The sequence below is a fragment of the Longibacter sp. genome (genome assembly GCF_051155795.1).
In the GTDB taxonomy this organism is placed as follows: Bacteria; Bacteroidota; Rhodothermia; order Rhodothermales; family Salinibacteraceae; genus Longibacter.
Window position 1 is genome coordinate 10,897 of sequence record NZ_DAXETW010000042.1, and the last position, 21,264, is coordinate 32,160.

A 21,264-nucleotide genomic window follows, 5' to 3' on the forward strand; every position below is an offset into this window, starting at 1 on the left:
CAGGTCCTCGGCGCCCCACCGTGCGTGAACGCACACCCGACCGTGCGCCGCCGCACAACGGTTGAGGACTCGAGCGCGACGGTTCACCGCCGGCCTCCGACGAGAGCCCACCGGATTCAGGGCGATCGCCCGCTCCTGTCCTCCTGCGGCAGCATCGCGTGGGCATCGGCGACGCGCTGGCGCGCCGTCTGAACGCGGCGGTCGTCGGGGCCATACGTTTCTCGGAGCCGGTCGTAGCTCTCGGTGAGCAGCGGTTCGGCCTCTGCCGGCCGGCCGAGAGCGGTCAGGCAGGCTCCGAGCGTGTTGCGGGCGACGGCCACACGCCAGTGCTCTTCTCCCAGTGCCTCCACGCGCAGGGCAACAGCTTCGCGGAGAAGCGGTTCGGCCTCGGCGGCGCGATCCGTCTCGACGAGCAGGGTGCCGAGTCGGATGAGCGGGTAGGCGGTGTTCACATGCCCCTCTGGAAAAATCCCGCGGTGGAGGTCGAGGCTTTGCCGGTAGTGGGTCTCCGCCCGCGACCGTTGACCCGCCGCGTGCAGCGACGAGGCGAGACTGTAGCTCAGGGCCGCGGCGTACGGATGCTCCGGGCCCAGCGTCGACTGCACGACCCCCAGTGCGCGCCGGTAGTACGTGGCCTGCTCCCCGTGCCGCTCCAGGCCACCCAGAATCCCAGCCAGGGTCCCCATGCTTGCCGTCGTTTCGACGTGCTCCTCGCCGAACACCTCGATGCGCATCGCAAGGGCGCGGCGCGCAATCGGCTCGGCCGCAGCATAATCGCCGAGGGTCGAGTACAGTCGCGCCAGATGATTCAGCGTATGGGCAACGTCCGGATGCGGGCCGTCGTACAGGCGCTCGCGCATGGCCAGTGCCTCGCGGTAGAGCGTTTCTGATTCCTCGAACTCGCTCTTGTGGCGGAGAACCATCGCCAGATTGTTCAGGCTCATCGCCACATCCGGATGGTCCCCGTCGAACGCCTCGCGTCGCAGGCGGAGCACGCGCCGGTAGAGGGTCTCGGCCAGATCCCGATCCCCCTGATCGAAGCGCAGGGTAGCCTGTTCGTTTAGCGTGCTCGCCGTGCGGGGGTCGTCGGCGCCAAAGTGCTCGGTGCGGAGGGCGAGCGCACGCTGGAACAGGGAGTCCGCCCGGTCGAATTCGCCCTGCTGGTGGAGCAGCGTGCCCCAGTCGTGGAGCGTCGCCGCCACGTCGGGAGCGTCTGGCCCTGCGTGCTCGCGCTGTAGGGCGAGCGCAGCACGATAGAGGGAATCGGCCGCCGTGTAGTCGCCCGTCTCCTGCCGAAGGATCGCCAGGCTGCGGAGACCGTCAGCGACCTCCTCCGGCTCGGCGCCGGCTCCGGTGCGGCGGAGGTCCAGCGACCGCTCCAGTAGCGGGCCTGCCGCGTCGAAGGCGCCGAGGCTCCGGTACACGCCCCCCATCACCTGCATCATGCGGGCCTGTACCCGGGGCTGACCAGACAGGTCGCGCTCGATCCGCTCGGCGCCCCGGTCCAGCACCTCCCGGGCCGTCACGTTTTCTCCCCCCGACCGAGCAGGATCCGCGACAGCGAACAAGTCCTGCAGGAAATCGGAGACCCGGGTAGCGGTGGCCGCTTCAAGCCGGGCGCGGTCGCGTTCCTGCGCGATCTGCACCGTGTAAAAACTGACGAGCGCCGCGATGAGCAGCACCACCGCTGCGGCCGCCGTCACACCGGCGCGATGACGCTCTACAAACTTGCGTGTGCGGTAGCCGACGGTGTCCGGCTGAGCCGCGACCGGGCGGCCCTCCAGGTAGCGCTGCAGGTCGTCGGCCAGTTGTTCGGCGGAGGCGTAGCGTCGCTCCGGCTCTTTCCGAAGCGCCTTCAGACAGATCGTGTCGAGATCTCCCCGCAGGGCCGGCTTCCGCTCCGCCGGTGCCACCGTGGACGGCGGATCCGGGAGCCGCGTTGACACGATCCGGTCGATATCGGCGGGGGAGCGGTCGGCGAGGTCGAACGGGCGTTGTCCGGCGAGGAGTTCGTAGAGGACCACGCCGAGCGCGTACGTGTCCGTCGCCGTCGTCACAGGGCGTTGCTGCACCTGTTCGGGCGCGGCGTACGCCGGCGTCATCGCGGCACCGCCCGTGCGGGTCAGGGCGTTGCCGGCGGAGGCCTCCCCGGTCAGCACCTTGGCGATCCCGAAGTCGAGCAGCTTGACCTGGGCGTCTCCCGGCCCGGCGCCCTCCCCGTCCGCCACGAGTAGATTCGACGGCTTCAGGTCGCGATGCACGATCAGGTGACGATGGGCGTACTGCACGGCGGTGCACACATCCCGGACCAGCCGAACCCGCTCCTCAACCGAGCAAGCGGCCTGTTCGCAGTAGCGGTCGAGCGGCACGCCGTCGACGAACTCCATGGCGAAATACGGGCGACCGTCGGCGCTGAGTCCGCCATCCAGCAGACGGGCAATGTTCGGATGATGGAGTCCGGCGAGGATCTGCCGTTCGCTCTCGAATCGTCGCACGATCCGCTCCGATGCCATCCCGCCTCGGATGATCTTCAGCGCGACCTGCTGTTCAAAGCCGCCATCGGCGCGTTCCGCAAGAAAGACGGCGCCCATTCCGCCGCGCCCGATCGGCTCGATGATGCGGTAGGGACCGATGCGCTCGCCGTCGGAGGGAAGGATCCCAACCGGAAGCAGATCCTGCGGCAGCGCGATGGCGTCGAGCGCAAGGCTGTCGAGCAGGGGATGCGCGTTGGCGTCCGCCGCAAGCAGGGACCGGACCTCGTCCAGCAGGTCTGGGTCGTCGGCACATTCTTCCCGGAGAAACGCCTCGCGCTGCTCCGGCGATCGATCCAGGGCGGCGTCAAACAGGGTCTGGATTTGGGTCCAGCGGGCGGCATCCATGTCATCCGTCGGCAATGGGAGGCGGGAAGGGGGGCGGCGAGAGGAGGGGCCCAAAGCGTTCGACGCCCCCGCTATATATGGACGCAGGGAATCCGCCTGCAACCGGTCACGCCCGGCCCGAGAGCTTCGACATTCAGGTGTCGGCATGCTGGAGAGCGCGGCTCAGCCAGGCGCGCGCCAGGCGCCAGTCGCGTCGCACCGTGGATACGGAGACATCCAGGATGGTGGCGATCTCCTCCTGGGTCAGCCCGCCAAAAAAGCGGTAGACCACGACCCGGCTCTGTCGCTCGTTCATCTCTTCGAGCTGCTCGAGGGCATCGTTCAGGTCGATCAGCTCTTCTGCACGGACGCTCCGCGGCGCCATCCCGTCCTCGAACGTCGCGACCGGTGCGCCGCCCCCGCGCTTCTGCGCCTGTCGCTTCTTGGCGTAATTGATCAGGATGCGTCGCATGGACAGCGCGGCCACACCCATGAAGTGGGCGCGGTTCTGCCACGTCATGCGGTCCTGCTGGACGAGCTTCTCGTACGCCTCATGCACGAGGGCCGTCGTGTCGAGCGTGTGGTTGGCTCGTTCGCCGTGGAGGGACCGGCGGGCGAGCGACTTGAGCTCGTTGTACACACGGGGCAGGACCGCGTCGACCACGGTGCGATTCCCACCCGTCAGGTCGTTGAGCAACTCCGTGAAAGGCTGGGACATGCCACGCAAGACGGATTCAAGAGGGGCCTGAGTAGGATCCAGAATACAAGGCGCTCGGAGCCGGATCAACGTACGATGCCCCGAAATGACAGGTCCGCGCCAATTCTGACACGGTGGATGAGCCACATCCCGCCTCCCGAACGGACACCGCTTGGGCGACCCCTTCAATTATTAAGAAATGATGAACGGCTGCAGGTTCTTTGTGGATTCGATGCGTCAGAACATGAGAGCCAACCACACCGGCCCCTCCCTGCCCACCGTTTGTCCGTCCACCTGACGCCCGCGACCATGACCTCTTTCCGAGTAATCCTGTTCATCATCGGTTTCACCCTTCTGCTCTCCGGCTGCGACAGCGGCACGCCGGGCACCTCTTCGTCCGGCAACGTCGAAGACGTGGACACCTACCTCAACGAGCTCCCTGCCTGGAGCGAGTTCTCGCCGCCCAAGGCGGATGCGGGCGGTCCGACCGGAGATGCGGTGAAGGAAGCCCCCATCACCGTCGACGTTGACAGCATCGGCGATGACGGCGAGGTGTACAACCTCAAGAATGTCGAGTACCAGTGTGAAACCCAGCCGTACTCAATCACGCGCACGCCGGGGCGTGACCTCGTCATGTACAATCCGAGCGAGCTGCTGTGGCCCGGCGCCCTCCTTCAGGGGAAAAGCCATACCATCGGCAGCATCTCCGACCTGTCCATCTCGGGAGCGGAACGCGCTCCCCTGAACGTGTCGCTGAATGTGTCGACGACGCGGGCAAGCTTCCGTACCGTCGAGGAGCCGACGAAATCCGTGGTCCGGGATGCCGTAAGTACCATGGTCGGCGAGGCCGTGCAGGATGGCATCGCCACGCCCAGTTCCATCGCGTTCGAGCTCCGAACCTACCATAGCGAGCAGCAAACAGCCCTCGAGATGGGCCTCTCGGGACGCTACCTCGGCTACAGCGCGTCGGCTCGCGGGTCGATCGAGCGGCAGGCATCGGAGACGACCGTCACGGCGCACTACTACCAGAACATGTACGAGGTGGAAATCGACAACCCGCCGGCACCGGGCGACGTCTTCTCCGAGGTGTTCACCGAACAGAAGCTGCAGGAGCTCCAGCGCAGTGGAGAGATCGGGCCGGACAACCTTCCGATCTACGTGTCGAAGATCATTTACGGCCGGATGATGATGTTCTCCATCACCTCGACGGCAAGCCGGAACGAGATCGAGGCAGCGATGAATGCGGCGTACGACGGTATCGGCAGTGGAGGCAGCGCCTCCCTGGATGCCAAGCAGAAAAAAATTCTCGAAGAGGCGAAGGTCGAGGTTACGTCGATCGGCGGCGATGGACAGAATGTCATCGACGTGATTCGCTCGGGCAACTGGCGAGACTACTTCACCGAGAACGCCCCGCTCAGCACCGCGGCGCCCCTCAGTTACACGTTCCGCAACCTGGGCGACAACAGCATTGCGAAGGTCACCGAGGCAACCGACTACGAGATTCGGACGTGCACGGCCACGCAGGCCTCACCGGGGACGTTCGACCTGCGGAATGCGGAAACCCTCTACGTCCCGATCTCGACGCCCTTTTCAACGACGACCGCAGACGTGGACGGCGACGGCAGCGACGACCTCGTCTTCAACCATCTCGGAGCGACCAATGAAGTGGCCATCGCGTTCGCCAACGGGGATGGCACGTTCGCCTCTCCACAGGTCCAGATCCATCCAGATGCGCCCTCCAGCGGATGGGCGGATTCGGACTTCGTCACGGCCGATCTGGAGGACGACGGCAGCTATGAACTGGTCTGGAGCCGGGTCGATAACGCAAGCGGCGCAAACCGAACCTACGTGGCGCGTGCCAGCGGCCGTTCCCTCGCCTTCCTCGACGCGGTGCCCCACCCGGACACCCCGACGCAGGGCGGCGGATGGGATCAGTACCGAACCCTCGTCGGCGATATGGACGGGGATGGCGACGATGACCTCGTGTGGAACCTGCTCGGAGACCGCAACCGAACCTTCGTCGGCTTCTCAAACGGGGACGGGACGTTCAGCCTCCCCACCACCAGCCAGAACCAGGGCAGCACGTGGTTTCCCTATGAGGCCTTCGTGGGGGACGTGACGAACGACACCAAAGCCGACATGATCTGGTCGGTCACCACCGACTCGCGCAACGGCTGGTACGTGGGCGAATCGCTCATCGCGCCGAACACGGATCCGGGCGAGAATGGGTACTTCGACCTGGCGTTCGACAGCCGCGGTGGCACGGGCTGGGATGACTACGTCACGATTGCGGGCGACATCGACGGGAGGAACGGGACGGACCTCCTCTTCATCAACCCGACGTACCCTGGCAACCGTACCGCTGTGCACCGTTCGCTATCGGATGGCGCCGGATCCTTCACCAGTGGCGTCCAGGATTTCCTGCCCTCTCCCGTCGCCGCGGCGGACATTCGTCTCGCCGACGTTACCGGCGAGGGACGGAGTGACCTCGTGGCCTTCGACCGGTCGAACCCGTCGATCTACGTCGGCCTCGGAACGGAAAATGGCGTCTTCGACTTCTCCCGCGCCGAGCAGGCACTCCCACAGGATGACTGGTCGCAATTTACCCCGCTGACTGGCGACTTCAATGGCGACCGGCTACAGGACGTGCTCTGGATCAACGAGGCGCCGAGCAGCCGGGTCTACGTCGGCCTGGCCCGTCAAGATGATGCGTTGTAGGCGGCCGGATCCGCACGCAGCGTAGCAACATGATATAGCACCATCATCGCGCCCCGTGTTGCCCGGCCAAACGGTCCGGCTCACGGGGCGCGTGGTGTGCGGCGCGTAGTGTGTGGGGACGCGTGGGCGTCGGGCGCCACAACCGATCCCGCGGACCGGCCCTCTCCTCCCCATTTTCGCGATGAATGTAACGCTCTTATGACCGATTGACGGTTTGGCGGCGGTTTCTTGCGTCCAACACTGAGAGCCACCTGTGAGATGAATGGCTGCGCTCTCATCGTTCGTTCTGATCTTGAGCCGAAGTCGCACACCGCCATGACCTATGTACGAACTACCGTCCTTCTCGTCGCTCTGACTCTGGGCCTCGCCGCCTGTGACGGCGGACCCGGGACAGCGCCCGTCACAAACCCGGACGCCGAGTCCATCGGGGACTACCTCACCAACCTGAATTATGACTCGAATGCCCTACTGAATGTCCAGCCCAGCGACGCCGCCCGCGAGCCGGTCGATACCACGACCACCACCGAACAGGAGGGCAACATCGAGCGGACCTGCGTCCGGACGTCCTACAACCTGCAGAACAACTTCGAGGAAATCGCCATCCTGCGCCCCACCGCGGATGTCATCTGGCCGGGCGCGCTTGTCGAAGCCAACCAGTCGCTGCTCGACGGCCTGCCGGAACCGGCCCGCTTCGAGCGCTCCCCCGTCAAGATCCGCGTCGACCTGCCGGGCATCGGCGAGCAGGGAACCCGGACGATCGAGCGCCCCGACCTGGCCAGCGTCCAGACGGCCATCGACGAGGCACTGGAGTGGTGGAACGCCAATGCATACGAAGAGGGATACGTAAACGCCTCCAGTTCGTCGAATCGAATCACTACGTCGTACACATCGACCCAGGCGTCGATGGACGTGGGGCTAAACGTTGCGTGGGCCACCGGAGACGTGCAGTCCCAGTTCAACTACGAGACGACCGAGACGAAGCGCGTCGTCATGGCAACCTACAAGCAGGCCTTCTACACGGTGAGCTTCGTTCAGGAAAACGGAGCGCAACCGGAGGACGTCTTCGGCCCGAACGTGTCGCTGGCGGACGTCCAGTCTGCCTTCGATAGCGACGCGCCACCGGCCTATATCGCGTCGGTGACCTACGGGCGGATCATCATGTTTCGGATGGAGACGTCGGCGTCATACACCTCCGCCGAGGTGGAGGCCGCATTCCGATATGCCACCGGCACGCAGGTCGATGGCGACATGGAGGCGCGCTATCAGGAGATTCTGGAGCGCTCGACCGTCGAGGTGATCACACTGGGGGGCAACGCCGCGGTAGCCTCAGAGGCCGTGACGGCGCGCTCGGCCGGCGACCTGGTACCCATCATCACGGGCGAGAACGCGGTTTACTCGCGCAGCAATCCGGGCGTGCCGATTTCGTACGCCGTCAAGTACCTGAAGGACGATCAGCTGGCCAAACTGGGCTACACGACGGAGTATACGGCCACCGAGTGCTCTTCGGTGCAGACGGCCAATACCATCACGGTCGACCTGAAAGAGTTCTTCGTCCGCAGCGACTGTGACGGCGGCCTCAATGGGGACGGTGAGTTCCAGTTTCGGGCCATCGTAAACGGGGGCGGCACCCGAGTAGGAGACTTCATCCGGGGACGTCCTGAGATCCAGCTGGGCGACGGTGACCGCGTCGTGCTGAACGAGGAGGTCGTCTTCGACATGGAGCGAGAGGACGGAAACCAGTTCGCGATCACCTTCTACAGTACGGAATGGGATCGAGACGTCGGGGGACGGTTCAAGGACGCTCGCATGGCCACCCTCAGCACCTCCAAGCGGCACACGTTCGGAAGCACGGGATGGAGCAACGTGACCACGAGCGACATCCGCCTCGTGAATGGCAGCCAGGACTGCCAGGCCGAACTCGTGTATTCGGTGGACGTGATCTAGCGGGAGGTGCACCGCCAAGCCGGCCGTCGCCGGAATCACCACCCGAAGCGAAGCTGGATCGTGTGGGCGTACGCGGACCCGTCCTCCGGCGAAACGCCTTCCTGCCGGCCGTAGATGGCGTAATCAACGTGCACCACCCGGCCGTTGAGGCCGATTCCCGCAGACGGGAGGCCCTGGCTCAGCCCGGCTCGGAGTTGGACGAGCCCGGCGTTGGTTTCCGTCCCGAGCCGCAGGCGCCGGAAGAAGGACTGCCGCGACCCGGTCGTGGAGGCGGTGCTCCAGTCCAGCAACACGGTCGTCGCGCCCATCCGCGGCATGTACTGGCGAGGGATGGCGTAGGCGACCCCGAGTCGCATCCGCGGACCGTCAAACTCATCCAGGATGACCTCGGCCGCCTCCACGGATCCCGCTTCCGGCTCGTCTTCGAAGGCCCCGAAGAAGTCGTCCTGCTCATACGAGATCTGCCCGCCGAGCAGGTCGTACACCGCGAGGGCAGCGGTCAATCCCTCCACGCTGGCGACGTCGTACTGCAGCCCGAGGTCGAGCGCCAGGGTGGAGCCGGACAGGATGGGCGGTACGTCGAAATCCTCCGCGATCTGCCGGTAGGTGGACACGTAGCGGCGGACGTACCGGCCGGTCACGCCGGCGCGAACACCGGAGGTCCCAATGGGCATGCCCGCACCGACGGCGACGATGCCATCGGTCTGCCCGAACACGGCGATGTCGGGAGAAATGGGACCCCGGATCGCCTGCGCCCGCGCTGTCTGCGTCACGTACGCCCCGACGCTGAGGCCCACCGATCCCGCCCGGAAGACGGCCGACGGGAGCAGCACGGCCGACCGGAGCGTGAGCGGGCGTTCGAACAGGTCCAGCGCCTCCTCCTCAACCGCATCGACCTCCTCATCGGTGAGGTCTTCCACGTCGGCGAGTTCATCCTCGAACAGGTCAATCGCATCCCGGACCCGACCCGGGCGACCGCTCACGGCCACCCCGAGGATCGTGAAGCGCGGCTCGTTTCCCCATTCCGCCCCCAGCTGTGCCGGATTGATGAGCGAGGCGACGTACAGGTCGGGGCGGGCCACTCCGGCATCGCCGCGGGCGAGCATGGACGGCACGATCGGCGTGGCGCGCGCATCAGCATACGTACCCTGCGCGGACGCGGCGTCCGTGCCGCACAGAAGCAGGAAAGCGACGACGATCCCACCAAACCAGCTCGCAGGGGCAGGAAAGACGCGTCGCGGACGTGCAGGAGCCGAAACGGAACGACACGAATCAAGACACCGAAGAAGGGACATGGCGAATGAGGAGATCTATCGACCGAGGGGAACGGCACCCGGAACGACAGATCGTGGCAGTCCCAGCGAATTCTCCGGGCGAGAAATCGTCCAGAGAATACGAAGATCGAATGGTCAGGCGCGTATCCTGCGGCGTCCGCGGCCGACTCGCCCCGGCGCAACCGGACGAAGAAATCGGGGCAGCCGGCCTCTCCTCCTGCGGCGCATCAACACGTTGGTCATCCATCCGTCTCGGTGCCACCTGTGCATGCCGTGATCGCGGCCTCCGGGTTCGGTTCACCAGCGCGCCGGATAGCCGCGAACGTCGAGATGGACGAACGGGCCGCGATGCGACGCCGGGCCGTAGGTGCCGAGTCCTCCCTCGAAGGTCCCGTCTTCCCCAAGCGTCAACTGGATCACGCGCGCCAGGTAGCGCGCATCGGCCTCCGTCACGCGGCCGTCCCCGGTCAGGTCGTCCATCCACCCGTCGTTGTCCGCATCCACGAAAATGTCGGCAGCGTCGCCGTAGAGGTGGCGACTGTAGACGGTCGTGTTTCCGATCGACCGGTTGTAGAATGGTGTTCGAAAACCGCTCATCACGTGGAGCGTCGGCGCCGCGTGCCCGCGCTCACGCAGGGCGGCGAGGACGGCTTCGAGGGCCTGAACCAGCTCAGTGTCGATGAGCGCGAATTCCGGGCCCGGCCCGCCCTGTTTGCAGAGAAACTGCGAGAGGCGAAAATTCGGCGACACGCGAAGGTCCCGGTTGCGATCAGTCACGCGGACGAAGCCCCGCGGCCGCTCATACGACGTGAGGCCACGCCGCGCCCTCGGCTGATACCGTCCGATATGGTAGCCGTCCATCGAGGTGCCCCGATGGTCCCACGGCTGCAGCACGAACACCTGAAGGCGGATGGCGGCGTCGCGCCCCGGCGACCGCACCGTCACCGTCGTTGTCCCGGGAGCATCCGGCGCGCGAAACAGCCACTGCCCTCCGAGTCCCGGCACCGCCTCTCCCCCGCCGGGCCCGACGCTGACGCTCAGATCCGACGCGTTCGCGACGGTTATGGGAATCGATTCGCCCGGCATCACGGAGACGGTCATCACCGGCGACCGGATGCTATGATCGCCGAACCGGAGCCGAAGCGCCGGTTCATCGTCGGCGTTCTCGGCTGCGGGAGACGCATGGCGAGAATCGGCGGCGAACGCCGGCCACGAGCCGGTCGATGCGTTCGGCGCACCGAGAAAGAGCACGGCCGTCAGGCCCACGAGAAGCGCTGTGGCGCGGCGTAGCAATACGGACATGTCGGGAAGATAACGGTTGGCGCGTATCAGGACCGAACGGTCGGCTCGGTGGCAACGAAGGAAACGTCCGGCGGTCGGTCAAGCGGGTGGCGTGTGTAATTCATCGCAAACGGCATACCTCGCGGGGGGCACGGGGCGCGTTGCGGATGGGACGACGACGCAACCGCCGGCCCTCAGGACGGAGCGTCGTCGATCTCCAGAGCACGGAGCAGCTGCGCGTCGCGATCATAGATGTCGTTCCGAAAGTGAACCGCGCCGTCCTCAACCCACGCCGTCCAGTACTGCAGGTGGACCGGGACGCGTCGCTGAAGGACGACGGCGCGCTCCCCTCCGTCCCCGTACATCTCTTCGCGGACTCGCTCTGCGGTCCACCCGGGCTGATCGTGAAGCAGATACCTCGCCAGCTCTACGGGCCGTTCGACCCGGATGCACCCCGAACTGAAACTCCGTTCGGCCTGCTGGAAGAGGCCGCGCGTCGGCGTGTCGTGCAGGTATACGCTGTACGGATTGGGAAACATAAACTTGACCCGACCGAGCGCATTGAGCGGTCCGGCATCCTGGCGAAGGCGGAAGGGGAAATTTTCCGCCGTGACGGTGGACCAGTCGATCGTAGCCGGGTCCACAGGGGCCGCGTCCGAATCCCACGAGCGAAATACCTTGATCCGCTGCCTCTCGAGGTAGCTCGGATCCCGCCTGATGAGGGGCAGCTTGTCCTCGACGGCAAGCTTATGCGGGATGTGCCAGAAGGGCCGGAAGACAAGATACGATATTTCATCCGAGAAAACCGGCGTCTGGCGGTAGGGCCGACCGGTCACAACGCGCATGGACAGGACGGTCCGCCCCTCCTCGACCACGTCCAACGAAAAGCCAGCGATGTTGACCAGGACGTAGCGTGCACCGAGGGAGTCGGGCATCCATCGCCACCGTTCGAGGTTGGCGACGAGTTGCGCGACGCGGCGTTCGGCGGGGACATTCATCGCCGCACGCGTGGCGTCGCCGATGACGCCGTCGGCCGTCAGTCCGTGTCGCCTCTGAAACCGGACGACGGCGGCTTCCAGTCCATCGTCATATCGATACAGGGAATCCGTCGGTGCGTCGGCGGCTTCCTCTGGACGGACTTCTCCCCCAGTCGGAGGCGAAGACGAAGCACGTTCGATGCGTGCACGCACAGAATCGACGGAGACGGTTAGGTCCCCGGTGACGGCGAGCCGCTCACGGATCGAGGGAACGCGGCGGTCGACCTCGCCCGGTTTCAGCGACGGACCGTCCGGAACGGCCGGCCAGCCACCGTCGACTTCCACGTCGCGGTACTGGCGAAGGGCGTTCTGCAATTCTGCGTAGGCCGGCGTCGCCGGCGTGACCGAGGCCAGCGCCGCGTCGAGATCCCCCGACGACGACAGCCGCCGCAGGACCGACATCACATCCCCGGTCCGCATCGGCATATTCCACGTGGGCGTAACCTCACCCGGCGATATTCGACCGAACGCGCGGTGCATCGCGTACCGCCAGAGCGCGCTCGTGCAAAGCAATTCAAGTTCGACAAGGTCCGCGACCGACATAGAATCTGCGGACTGCACCGCCCGCACCCGCTCGTCGATGCGACCCGCCGGATACGCCTCCGGCGAGAGGCCTACGTCAGCCGCCGAGGTCAGAACACCCAACAGGCGCTCCACGACGGGAAGAGGGCCGGTGCCGTCCACCCAGAGCGGCTGAAAGCCCGTCTCCTCGTACCAGCGCATCATCCGAAGCGGACGACTTTCTTCATTCGGCGGCAGCCCGTCCAGGCCGATCACCTCACTCTCAACCCGCGTTCGGATCCCCTCGACCACCCGTGCCCTCAGGGAATCCGCATAAGCGGTCGTAGACGCGTCTTCCACGCCCGGTGCTCCCTCCCCGGTCTGGCAACCGGTCCAGAGCAGCATCAGCATTCCAATAGCCCACAACAAGTGCCGCCCCATATCTCCTCGGTGTACAGGATAAACGACCCTTCGGCGTGACCGAATCCGTCCGCATCATCACGATTCGGACGGCTCGAGGGAAGAATTGCTCCGTCGATTTTCACGGACGGGGTGTTACCGGCAAGTGCAGCGCCGGTACGCTCTCCCCCGCCGCCGCGCACAACCCGGAGATCAGATTGCCGGTGAAAGCTACCCGCCGGAACGGCCTCGACGTTGACGCGCAACGACGTCCCAGGTACCATGAAGTACTTCCCGTGAACCGCCAGCCGGGCCGACCGGCACGTCCGCGAATCCGCTCACTCGACCCCGTCTTCCCGTGCCGCATTACCTGAACCTGGACGATTGGCCGCGGCGACCGCAGTTCGAATTCTATAGCCGCCTCGACAATCCTTTCTTCAACGTCTGCGTGGAGGTGGACGTGACAAACCTGAAAGCCTGGACGGAGGCGTCGGGCGCCTCGTTCTTCCTCGCCTCGTTGTACGCGTCGCAGCGCGCGACCGAAACGGTGCCGAACTTTCGCTATCGACTGGACGGCGGCCGCGTGCGCGTGCAGGATCGCATCATGCCTGGCTGCACAATTCTGCGGGACGACGACACCTTCGGGTTCGGCTACTTCGAGCCCGCGCCCACGTTTGCCGAGTGGGAGGAAGCCGGCCGTCAGGTGATCGAGCACGTACGCTCAACCAAGGGGCTGGACGATCGACCCGACGACGGCGACGTCCTGCATTACTCCGTCTTGCCGTGGGTTTCGTTCACGAGCTTCTCGCATGCGCGCAGCTATGGAACGGACGACTCCGTGCCGAAAATCGTGCTCGGACGCTTTACCGAGCGAGAGGAACGTCTGGAAATGCCGGTCTCGGTGGCTGTTCACCACGGCCTGATGGATGGGCTCCATGTCGGACGGTACGTTGAACGACTGGAGCAGCTCTGCGCCCATCCCGAACAACTGGAACGGCCACGCCCCGACCACGGGACGGCGTAAATCCGGGAACTACGCGTCGTTCATCATTTCGAACATAGACCGAACTTCGTTTCGGAGCATCTTCTCGTCGACAGACTGGCGGCGTGTGGCGTCGTAGATTTTCGAGAGGGCCTCCTGCATTAACACCTGGGTTTTTCCACTTCCGTTCGACGGATCACGCCCGACGTCCGGGAGCGCCCCGTTGTGCTTCTCGGCGTTCTCCATGAACACTGGTGCCATAACCAGCAGGCGCACCACGTCCTGCGGCGTCGTATTGCAGGCCCTGGCCGTCTCCACCAGCCAGTCGCTGATGTCTTCTGAAAACTCGACGCACAGGGAGTTGCGTGTAGCCATCGTCTTTGAATCTGCGAATTAGAAAAGCGCAGCCGATTGGAACGAGGTGTAAAACAAGAAACAGGCCATCCCGCCCGGACGGGGGCGACATGGCCTGATCTGCATCCGATCTGAAAGGAAGTCCTGCGTCACGTTCGCTGATCGGTTGGAAGCACCATCAACTCTTCAACGTCGACACGCGCCGGGGCCGTTACGGCGTATAGAATCGACTCGGCAATATCCTCCGACTCCAGCGGCTCCATCTTGCCATGCCGCTCCTTGAACATATCCATCACCTCCGTGTCGGTGATCGTGTTCGTCAGCTCGGTCGCGACCGCACCGGGCTGAATGCTCGTGACGCGAATGTTTTCATGCGGTGCCAGCTCCTTTCGCATGCCCTCCGACAGCGCCCGTACGAAGTGCTTGGTGCCGCAGTAAACCGCACCGCCGGGGAACAGGCGACGCCCCGCCGTCGACGATACGTTGATGATATGCCCGCTCCCCTGGTCGAGCATAGCGGGCAGGACGGCGCCCACGCAGTGGAGCACGCCCTTGATGTTGACGTCTACCATCTGCTCCCATTCGTCCTCGTGCAGGTTCTTAACGAACGAGAGCGGCATGATGCCGGCGTTGTTGACCAGGATATCGATGCTGGCGAAGGCATCGAGGGTAGCATCGGCCAGGGATTGGACCTGGTCGCGGTCCGTCACGTCGGTCGCAACGACGATGGCGGTGCCGCCGTCCGACTCGATGTCGGCTTTTAGCTCGTTCAGCCGGTCGGTGCGACGGGCCGCGAGGGCCACGCGGGCGCCTTCAGCGGCAAGCATCCGGGCCGTTGCTTCGCCAATGCCGCTGGATGCGCCGGTGACGATGACGCTTTTGCTCGATAGGTCGGTCATGATGGATGGGTCGGTGGAAAACGATACGGCGATGGCATGAGGCGGGTCTCGCCCCGTGCGGACGTTTGGTGACGCGCCCGCCCCGCCGGAGTTGCCCGTGCGGAACGATGTTTACGTTTGAGTACCCCCGATCGACCCCGTCGATCTGCCATCCCACCGGGCGGGACGGGCCCCGCGGTCGCCTCGTCCACCCAAACCGGATCAACAAAAAAACGGGGCCTGCCGGTGTGGGCAGCGCCCCGCGTGGCTGGGGAGCTCGTCATGTCAGGGTGCGGTTCAGGAACGAATACGGAGTGCAAGAAACCCGGGTGCCCGGCGCACGATGCTTACCGCCCCATCACATGCTCAATGGATTTCGGGATCAGGACGTGGATGTGGGCTCGGGTCGGCACAGCCCGGGGACACTCCGGCTGGTCAGGAGTGACCGTCGGGGCGGGTGTCGACGTCATGGAAACCGTGGGCGAAATCAGCGTATCGCGCTCGACGATGCCTGCAATCAGAACGAGGCATACCGTCAAGCCGGCGATGACGCGGCGCGCCCAGGCATATCCGTGTTTGCGATAGCGGAGCTGGGATTCGAGCGAGGTGCGTAACATGATTCCGGCGGGTCGATCAGTGGAGTAACGCGGCACCTGCAGAAGCTGCAAGTGCTGTACCGTCCCTCATAAGATGCATCAAACGCCGAAAAGGGTTACACCGGTGCGCCAAATCGCACATGTTTGCTGTGCGATATCGTCCACGCCGGCACCGCGCCACATCGCACCGTGTCCTACACACCTCGGCCTACAATCGGTCACTGGCCACGTGTGCGCGACGGCACTTGTGCCTCCTCCGTGAGAATGACGACGTCGCCCAGGCCTTCGTGCTGCTCCGGCTCGAAGCGCGACGGGTCGGCCGCGGGCTGGATCATCACGACGAGCGACCGGGCGGACGGGCGATAGTGCCGAAGTGCTTCGGGGGTGCCCGTGCCGCTCGACACGTGGAAGCCGCCGGTCAGATGCACCACGATAGCCCCTGGGCGTCGGAGTAGGTGCCGCGCGATCGTGTGCGCCATTGTCGCGTCCCACAGGGCCTGCGCCTGCAGCATGGTCGAGGGTCCGCTGCTCCCCGCCCCGTGCGGATGGGCGGCCTCCTGACCGTCAGGCCTGCCGTGCGGGGAGGCGTCGGTGGAATCGGTCGGCGCTCCGCCGTGGTCTTCCGGCATCGCACGGCGCATCAGTGCCCGCCACTTGTCGCGGTATGCGTCGCTCGGCCCGGGATAGGGCAGCGGGGCGAGCCAGTCGCGAGCCCAGGACGGAAGCGTCTCCAGCGCAGCCGGTCCCTCCCGCGCCACGCGGTTGACGTAGCGGCGAGGGGCATTCGCAGCCAGCACGGGATAGCCGCCCGCACGGGCTCGCTCAACCAGCGGCCGATAGGCCCAGCGGTAATTGTGCCAGGCGCGGGCGTCATCGATGAAATGACGCTCTGCGATGTGCCCGGACAGGTACTCATCAACGATCGACTGGACGTCGCGCTCGAACATCTCCAGCGACAGCGCGATCGGGCGGCCGGCGGTGTCCGCGACCTGCTCTAGGCGTCGAAGCAGCGAATCTTGAAGGGCGTGCGCGGTCGGGTCGTCGTGCGTTTCCCCGACAAATATCACGTCGACGGTATCCACCGACTCCATGACGCGATCCAGCGACATCGGCGCACCGTCCGAGGTGTAAATGACGTAATCGCCGGGGCCGGACGGGGTGTCGGCCTCCGATTGTCCCGTCTCCGATTGTCCCATCGCAGGCGGGCCGGTCAGACCGACGAGAAAGATCAAGGCCAGCACCAGAGCGGTCGGTCTCGTCGACATCATGCGCCCGATCGAATGAACGGAGACCTCGATGACAGCAATTAGCGGCGCGGCGTGTCGTCCTCCTCGTCGTCCGCTTCTTCCTTCTCCGCCTGGACCTGTTCGTACAGCTCAGCGACGAGTGTCGCGAGCAATTCGGGACGACTCTGGGCGAGGCGGGAGACGAGCGGCACGAAGGTGTCGATAATATCCTGGTCCGCCTCCGTGTCGCGCTTCCGGGCCGCGAGGGCATCCTCTGCTACCTTGATCGGGTCTTCCGGCAGTTCCTGCTTCTCGACCTCGATGTCGTAGCGGCGGGCCATGCGAAGCAGCTCGAACTCATCCTCGTTCGTGGCGAGGATGATCGTCGTGCCCTTCTTGCCGGCGCGCGCCGTCCGTCCCGAGCGGTGGATGAGGTACTCGCGGTCCTGCGGCACGTCGTAGATGAAGACGTGGCTCAACTGCGTCACATCGATGCCGCGCGCGGCGACATCCGTGGCGACGAGGAAGCGGGTATCGCCGTCGCGGAGGCGGTCGATGGCCTCTTCCCTCGCATTCTGCGAGAGATCGCCTGACATCTCCTCGGCTTCGAAGCCGGAGTTGTTCAGAAACTGCGTGACGTAGCTGACCTCTCGTTTCGTGTTGCAGAAGACGATCGACGATTCCGGCTCCTCCAGCTCGATCAGGCGATGGAGCGTAGAGTCCTTCTGCATTGGCGGGACGAGATAGTAGCGGTACTTTATCTCCTCCACGCTGACGCGCTCGCTACTAAGCGACAGGAACCCCGGGTCATTCAGGAAGTCGCGGGCAACGGTGCGGACCTTCGCCGGCATCGTTGCGCTGAACATGTAGGACTGCCGGTCTTCCGGAAGGAACTCGCGGATCTCCATCATGTCCGGGTAAAAGCCCATGGACAGCATCTCATCCGCTTCGTCGAGGATGAGCGCGTGGATGTTCGAGGCGTCGAATTTTTTCTTGTTGAGTAGGTCCAGCACGCGCCCCGGCGTACCGACGACCAGCTGGGCCCCGTTCTCGAGGGCCTCGATCTGCGGACCGTACCCGACGCCTCCGTAGATGAGGACCGCATCGAGATCGTTCGTGCGGGGCGTGGCGATCTTCATCCGCTCGAATTCCTCAAACACCTGTCGCGCCAGTTCGCGTGTTGGCGTCAGGATCAGGACCTGCTGTTCCTTCTGCTTGGGATTCAGGATCTGAAACAGCGGGAGAAGGAAGGCGCCGGTTTTCCCGGAACCGGTTCTCGACTGGACGATGATGTCGCGTCCGGCCAGCATGTAGGGTATCGCTTTCTGCTGAACCGGCATCAGGCTGGTCCAGCCGGCGGCGCGAACGGCCTGCTCAATATCGTCGGGCAGATCATCAATGGTGAGTTCGTCGAGCGGTGGGTCGGGCTGGGGCAACTCCCCGACTTCGGCCCGGCGCTTCTTTTTCTGCGCCTTCGAGGTCAGATCGATGAGGCGGGTGTACGAACTCGGCGTATCAGGGGCCATAGTGGACGGATGTCCAGGTTTGTCCAGAAACAACACGGATGTACGATTGCACATCCTGCGCGTACTACGCAGCGGCGGATCAGAACGATCCTACGCGACGGGAAATTGTCGGCTCCGTTTCCGGGTGAACCGTTACGGCCGGTCGCCCGGCGGCTCCACGGACCGACAGGCGGCCGCGACTACATCGCAAGCCCGCCGTCGACGTGCAGGACGTGACCGGTGATGTACGACGCCGCATCGGACGCGAGATACAGGACTGCACTTGCGATGTCGTCCGGCGTGGCGGGACGACCGAGCGGGACCGCATCCAGCATGGCGTCACGGGCATCGTCGCTCAGCGCCTCCGTCATTTCGGTGTCCACGTATCCCGGGGCGACAACGTTCACGCGGACCCCGCGGGTGGAAAGCTCCTTCGCAAGACTCTTCGAGAAGCCGATGATGCCCGCTTTGGACGCGGCATAGTTCGTCTGGCCAGGGTTGCCCATGACGCCGACGACGGACGACAGGTTGATAATCACCCCGTCCCGCTGCCGCATCATCGGGCGGTACGCGGCCTTGGCGTAGTTGAACACTCCCTTCAGGTTCACGTCGAGAACGGCGTCCCAGTCTTCTTCCTTCATCCGGAGCATCAGATTGTCACGCGTGATGCCGGCGTTGTTGACCAGCACGTCAATAGCGCCCCAGGCGTCGGTCACGGCCTCCACGTGCTGCTGCGCAACGTCCGTCTCCGCCACGTCGCCCTGTAGCGCCATCGCCTCCACGCCCTGCTCCTCCAGCTCGGCGACCAGCGCGTCGGCCTCCTCCGTGGACGACCGGTAGGTGAACGCGATGCGGGCGCCGGTCTCGGCAAAGGCGTCGACGATGGATCGGCCAATGCCACGCGTGCCACCGGTCACGAGAATGCTCTGGTCACTCAGGTCAATCTGCATAAAATACGGCGTGCGGTTTCGGGACGAGAAAAGCGAGGAGGCGGAACGGAAGATTCGGATTCTCCGGCAGAATGACAACCTCCTCGTCAAAATTTCCGCTCCCGCCCGGCCGCTCACCGCTTCGATCCGTCGGCCGTTTTCCGAGCGGTCCGGTCGGCCGCCTCGTCGACGACCTCTTCCCAGGACCAGATGAACGTATCCTCGATCGGGTCGGCAAAACGACGCACGTCAAGGCGGAGCGTTTCGCTCTCCGCCAGGATATCCTTGTCGTCCTGGATGCGATCAAAGTAAAATGTGCAGCGGCGGTAAAGGACGCGCGACCCATCGGGCAGGAAGCTATCCCGTATCGGCCCGTACTCCGCGCGCGTCGCCCGGTAGCGTGTGCCGTCGTCGACGCGGATCTCGCCCTTCGCGTTCGGCCCGGGAACGGTGCTCGCCGTCGGCCGCGCGAACCAGTAGACGTCGATCTGGATCTGGCTTCGAACGTCGTTTTTGCGCTTTTCGACGAGCTCGAGCGCACGGTCCTTCGAGAGGTCGGAGATCCCCATTTCAACCTCCAGCGACAGCAGGGACAGATCCATCCCCCAGAAGGTAGCGTAGTCTACGACCTGGAGCGCACGCGATGCCGGCCCGATGTCACGGCGCGACACGGACCAGTCGCGAGCCAGCGACTCGAAGCTGCGCTCCGTGGCCACGCCGACCGTCTGGTCTTCCTCGATGACGCGAACGAACCGCAGCGAGTCCGGATGAGAGGGCACGTCCCTCTCGTATGGAAGCGTGAAGCGCGCGATGTCAGAGACGTCGTAGCCGTCCAGCTTAGAGGTACTGCAGGACGTGAGAAGGGGTAGCAGGACGGCAGATGCCAGAAGAAGGCGAAAGGCGGCTGAAAAGCGGGTCATGACCGGCACGACGGCGAACGGGAGGACGGCGGACATGCCGTATACGAGCAACCCCCTGCTTTGTTAACTTCCCGTCAACCGAACGTCGCCGCGCCTCGTCCTGAATGCAGGACAGCCCACCGGGAAGAGAGCCGGGGCTGCCTGGTACTCGATGCCCATGATTGGATCCGCCGTTCAGGCGGCATCTCCGACGAGGGCGTCCAGCTCTTCCGGCGTCCCGGCCCCGGCGGTCTCGACGTCGCGTCCCAGCGTTCGGCGGACAAGCCCCTGCAGGACGCGTCCGGCGCCGACCTCAAGAAAACGGTCTGCACCTGCGTCGTGCATGCCGCGGAGGGTCTGCGCCCAGCGGACCGGCGACAAAAGCTGGTCGATGAGTCGCTGCCGGATCTCGTCGGGGTCGGTCGTGGCTTTGGCCGTCACGTTGAGGTAAACAGGGCACGACGGTTCGCGGATGTCGACGGCTTCCAGTACCTCAGCCAGACCGTCCCGGGCATAATCCATCAGCGGCGAGTGGAACGCACCGCTGACGGGCAGCGGAATGACGCGCCCGTCGATGCGCCCGGTCGCTTCGGTGACGGCGCCCTCGTCTCCCGAGATCACGATCTGTCCCGGGGCATTGAAGTTTGCCGGCTGAACGACGCCGTCGGTCTCCTCCGACACGGCCGTGCAGACCGCTTCAACGTCTTCATCGTCTACGCCGATCACGGCCGCCATCGCGCCTGGACGCTTGTGGCCGGCTTCCGCCATCAACTCGCCCCGCCGCCGGACGACGCGTAAGCCGTCTTCGAACGAGAGCGCACCCGCCGCGGCAAGAGCGCTGTATTCCCCGAGGCTGTGCCCGGCCACCATGTCCGGCGACACGCCTTCCGCGTCCAGCACCGCCATCGCGGCCATGCTATGCACGTAGAGGGCGGGCTGCGTGATCTCCGTTCGCTTCAACTCATCCTCCGGGCTTGCGATGCTCGTATCCAGACCGAACATCAGCGTCAGCAGGTCAACATCCAGGAGCTCGTTCGCCGCCTCAAATCGCTCTCGAGCCTCCGGTCGCCGATCGAATAGGTCCGAACCCATCCCGACAGCCTGAGAACCCTGTCCGGGGAAAAGAAACGCTGTGGCCATGATGTCTGTGCGGTATGCGTTTGTGCGGTGAGACGTACGTACGTTG

At 64.9% G+C, this 21,264-nt stretch carries 16 protein-coding genes; 3 read left to right on the forward strand and 13 right to left on the reverse strand.

The annotated features are described in order from the left end of the window. Positions 1 to 116: 116 nt before the first annotated feature. Both ACFCU0_RS05380 and ACFCU0_RS05385 read right to left on the reverse strand, forming a co-directional pair. On the reverse strand, positions 117 to 2,894 hold the full coding sequence (locus tag ACFCU0_RS05380; protein WP_434972640.1) for a tetratricopeptide repeat protein: 2,778 nt from the start codon (positions 2,892 to 2,894) through the stop codon (positions 117 to 119). A gap of 118 nt (positions 2,895 to 3,012) precedes the next feature. After that, entirely contained in the window at positions 3,013 to 3,576 is a 564-nt protein-coding gene (locus tag ACFCU0_RS05385) for an ECF-type sigma factor (protein ID WP_434972641.1), read from the reverse strand. Positions 3,577 to 3,864: 288 nt separating this feature from the next. On the opposite strand from ACFCU0_RS05385, the gene ACFCU0_RS05390 reads away from it, so the two are divergent. Then, a complete protein-coding gene (locus tag ACFCU0_RS05390; RefSeq protein ID WP_434972642.1) occupies positions 3,865 to 6,273 on the forward strand; it encodes a thiol-activated cytolysin family protein in 2,409 nt (802 codons plus the stop codon). A gap of 258 nt (positions 6,274 to 6,531) precedes the next feature. Beyond that, on the forward strand, positions 6,532 to 8,217 hold the full coding sequence (locus ACFCU0_RS05395) for a thiol-activated cytolysin family protein (RefSeq protein WP_434972643.1): 1,686 nt from the start codon (positions 6,532 to 6,534) through the stop codon (positions 8,215 to 8,217). Between the two features lie 35 nt (positions 8,218 to 8,252). Here the strand turns inward: ACFCU0_RS05395 and ACFCU0_RS05400 are convergent, their stop codons facing one another. The 3 genes from ACFCU0_RS05400 to ACFCU0_RS05410 all read right to left on the reverse strand — a co-directional run bounded on the left by ACFCU0_RS05400 (position 8,253) and on the right by ACFCU0_RS05410 (position 12,721). Beyond that, positions 8,253 to 9,323 (reverse strand): hypothetical protein, encoded by a 1,071-nt coding sequence (locus ACFCU0_RS05400; RefSeq protein ID WP_434972644.1) that lies wholly within the window; start codon positions 9,321 to 9,323, stop codon positions 8,253 to 8,255. Positions 9,324 to 9,788: 465 nt separating this feature from the next. Further along, positions 9,789 to 10,793, reverse strand: coding sequence for a D-Ala-D-Ala carboxypeptidase family metallohydrolase (locus ACFCU0_RS05405; protein WP_434972645.1), 1,005 nt, complete (start codon positions 10,791 to 10,793; stop codon positions 9,789 to 9,791). 173 nt (positions 10,794 to 10,966) lie between these two features. Then, positions 10,967 to 12,721, reverse strand: coding sequence for a L,D-transpeptidase family protein (locus tag ACFCU0_RS05410; RefSeq protein WP_434972646.1), 1,755 nt, complete (start codon positions 12,719 to 12,721; stop codon positions 10,967 to 10,969). Positions 12,722 to 13,067: 346 nt separating this feature from the next. Here ACFCU0_RS05410 and ACFCU0_RS05415 point away from each other — a divergent pair, with 346 nt between their 5' ends. After that, positions 13,068 to 13,733, forward strand: a complete 666-nt coding sequence (locus ACFCU0_RS05415) for a CatA-like O-acetyltransferase (protein ID WP_434972647.1) — start codon at positions 13,068 to 13,070, stop codon at positions 13,731 to 13,733. A 9-nt stretch (positions 13,734 to 13,742) separates the two neighbouring features. Here the strand turns inward: ACFCU0_RS05415 and ACFCU0_RS05420 are convergent, their stop codons facing one another. The 8 genes from ACFCU0_RS05420 to fabD form a co-directional block, all read right to left on the reverse strand. After that, positions 13,743 to 14,066, reverse strand: a complete 324-nt coding sequence (locus ACFCU0_RS05420; protein WP_434972648.1) for a hypothetical protein — start codon at positions 14,064 to 14,066, stop codon at positions 13,743 to 13,745. A 128-nt stretch (positions 14,067 to 14,194) separates the two neighbouring features. Next, complete coding sequence (locus tag ACFCU0_RS05425) at positions 14,195 to 14,944, reverse strand: SDR family oxidoreductase (RefSeq protein ID WP_434972649.1); 750 nt, start codon at positions 14,942 to 14,944, stop codon at positions 14,195 to 14,197. Positions 14,945 to 15,270: 326 nt separating this feature from the next. Further along, a complete protein-coding gene (locus tag ACFCU0_RS05430; RefSeq protein ID WP_434972650.1) occupies positions 15,271 to 15,540 on the reverse strand; it encodes a hypothetical protein in 270 nt (89 codons plus the stop codon). 197 nt (positions 15,541 to 15,737) lie between these two features. Beyond that, a complete protein-coding gene (locus tag ACFCU0_RS05435) occupies positions 15,738 to 16,787 on the reverse strand; it encodes a ChaN family lipoprotein (RefSeq protein WP_434972651.1) in 1,050 nt (349 codons plus the stop codon). A gap of 38 nt (positions 16,788 to 16,825) precedes the next feature. Continuing rightward, positions 16,826 to 18,271: a DEAD/DEAH box helicase gene (locus ACFCU0_RS05440; RefSeq protein WP_434972652.1), complete on the reverse strand. Its 1,446-nt coding sequence runs from the start codon at positions 18,269 to 18,271 to the stop codon at positions 16,826 to 16,828. A gap of 179 nt (positions 18,272 to 18,450) precedes the next feature. After that, entirely contained in the window at positions 18,451 to 19,200 is a 750-nt protein-coding gene (gene fabG, locus ACFCU0_RS05445) for a 3-oxoacyl-[acyl-carrier-protein] reductase (protein ID WP_434972653.1), read from the reverse strand. A 113-nt stretch (positions 19,201 to 19,313) separates the two neighbouring features. Beyond that, on the reverse strand, positions 19,314 to 20,135 hold the full coding sequence (locus ACFCU0_RS05450; RefSeq protein WP_434972654.1) for a hypothetical protein: 822 nt from the start codon (positions 20,133 to 20,135) through the stop codon (positions 19,314 to 19,316). 138 nt (positions 20,136 to 20,273) lie between these two features. Beyond that, positions 20,274 to 21,218 carry an ACP S-malonyltransferase gene (gene fabD / locus ACFCU0_RS05455; RefSeq protein ID WP_434972655.1) on the reverse strand — a complete coding sequence of 315 codons (945 nt, stop codon included), beginning with the start codon at positions 21,216 to 21,218 and terminating at the stop codon, positions 20,274 to 20,276. Positions 21,219 to 21,264: the final 46 nt, after the last annotated feature.

Excerpts from the sequence above, each read along its gene's own strand:
- ACFCU0_RS05385 (WP_434972641.1), bottom strand. The coding sequence starts at position 3,576 with ATGTCCCAGCCTTTCACGGAGTTGCTCAACGACCTGACGGGTGGGAAT.
- ACFCU0_RS05390 (WP_434972642.1), top strand. The coding sequence starts at position 3,865 with ATGACCTCTTTCCGAGTAATCCTGTTCATCATCGGTTTCACCCTTCTG.
- ACFCU0_RS05395 (WP_434972643.1), top strand. The coding sequence starts at position 6,532 with ATGAATGGCTGCGCTCTCATCGTTCGTTCTGATCTTGAGCCGAAGTCG.
- ACFCU0_RS05400 (WP_434972644.1), bottom strand. The coding sequence starts at position 9,323 with ATGCTCGCCCGCGGCGATGCCGGAGTGGCCCGCCCCGACCTGTACGTC.
- ACFCU0_RS05405 (WP_434972645.1), bottom strand. The coding sequence starts at position 10,793 with ATGTCCGTATTGCTACGCCGCGCCACAGCGCTTCTCGTGGGCCTGACG.
- ACFCU0_RS05410 (WP_434972646.1), bottom strand. The coding sequence starts at position 12,721 with ATGCTGATGCTGCTCTGGACCGGTTGCCAGACCGGGGAGGGAGCACCG.
- ACFCU0_RS05420 (WP_434972648.1), bottom strand. The coding sequence starts at position 14,066 with ATGGCTACACGCAACTCCCTGTGCGTCGAGTTTTCAGAAGACATCAGC.
- ACFCU0_RS05425 (WP_434972649.1), bottom strand. The coding sequence starts at position 14,944 with ATGACCGACCTATCGAGCAAAAGCGTCATCGTCACCGGCGCATCCAGC.
- ACFCU0_RS05430 (WP_434972650.1), bottom strand. The coding sequence starts at position 15,540 with ATGTTACGCACCTCGCTCGAATCCCAGCTCCGCTATCGCAAACACGGA.
- ACFCU0_RS05435 (WP_434972651.1), bottom strand. The coding sequence starts at position 16,787 with ATGATGTCGACGAGACCGACCGCTCTGGTGCTGGCCTTGATCTTTCTC.
- ACFCU0_RS05440 (WP_434972652.1), bottom strand. The coding sequence starts at position 18,271 with ATGGCCCCTGATACGCCGAGTTCGTACACCCGCCTCATCGATCTGACC.
- fabG (WP_434972653.1), bottom strand. The coding sequence starts at position 19,200 with ATGCAGATTGACCTGAGTGACCAGAGCATTCTCGTGACCGGTGGCACG.
- ACFCU0_RS05450 (WP_434972654.1), bottom strand. The coding sequence starts at position 20,135 with ATGTCCGCCGTCCTCCCGTTCGCCGTCGTGCCGGTCATGACCCGCTTT.
- fabD (WP_434972655.1), bottom strand. The coding sequence starts at position 21,218 with ATGGCCACAGCGTTTCTTTTCCCCGGACAGGGTTCTCAGGCTGTCGGG.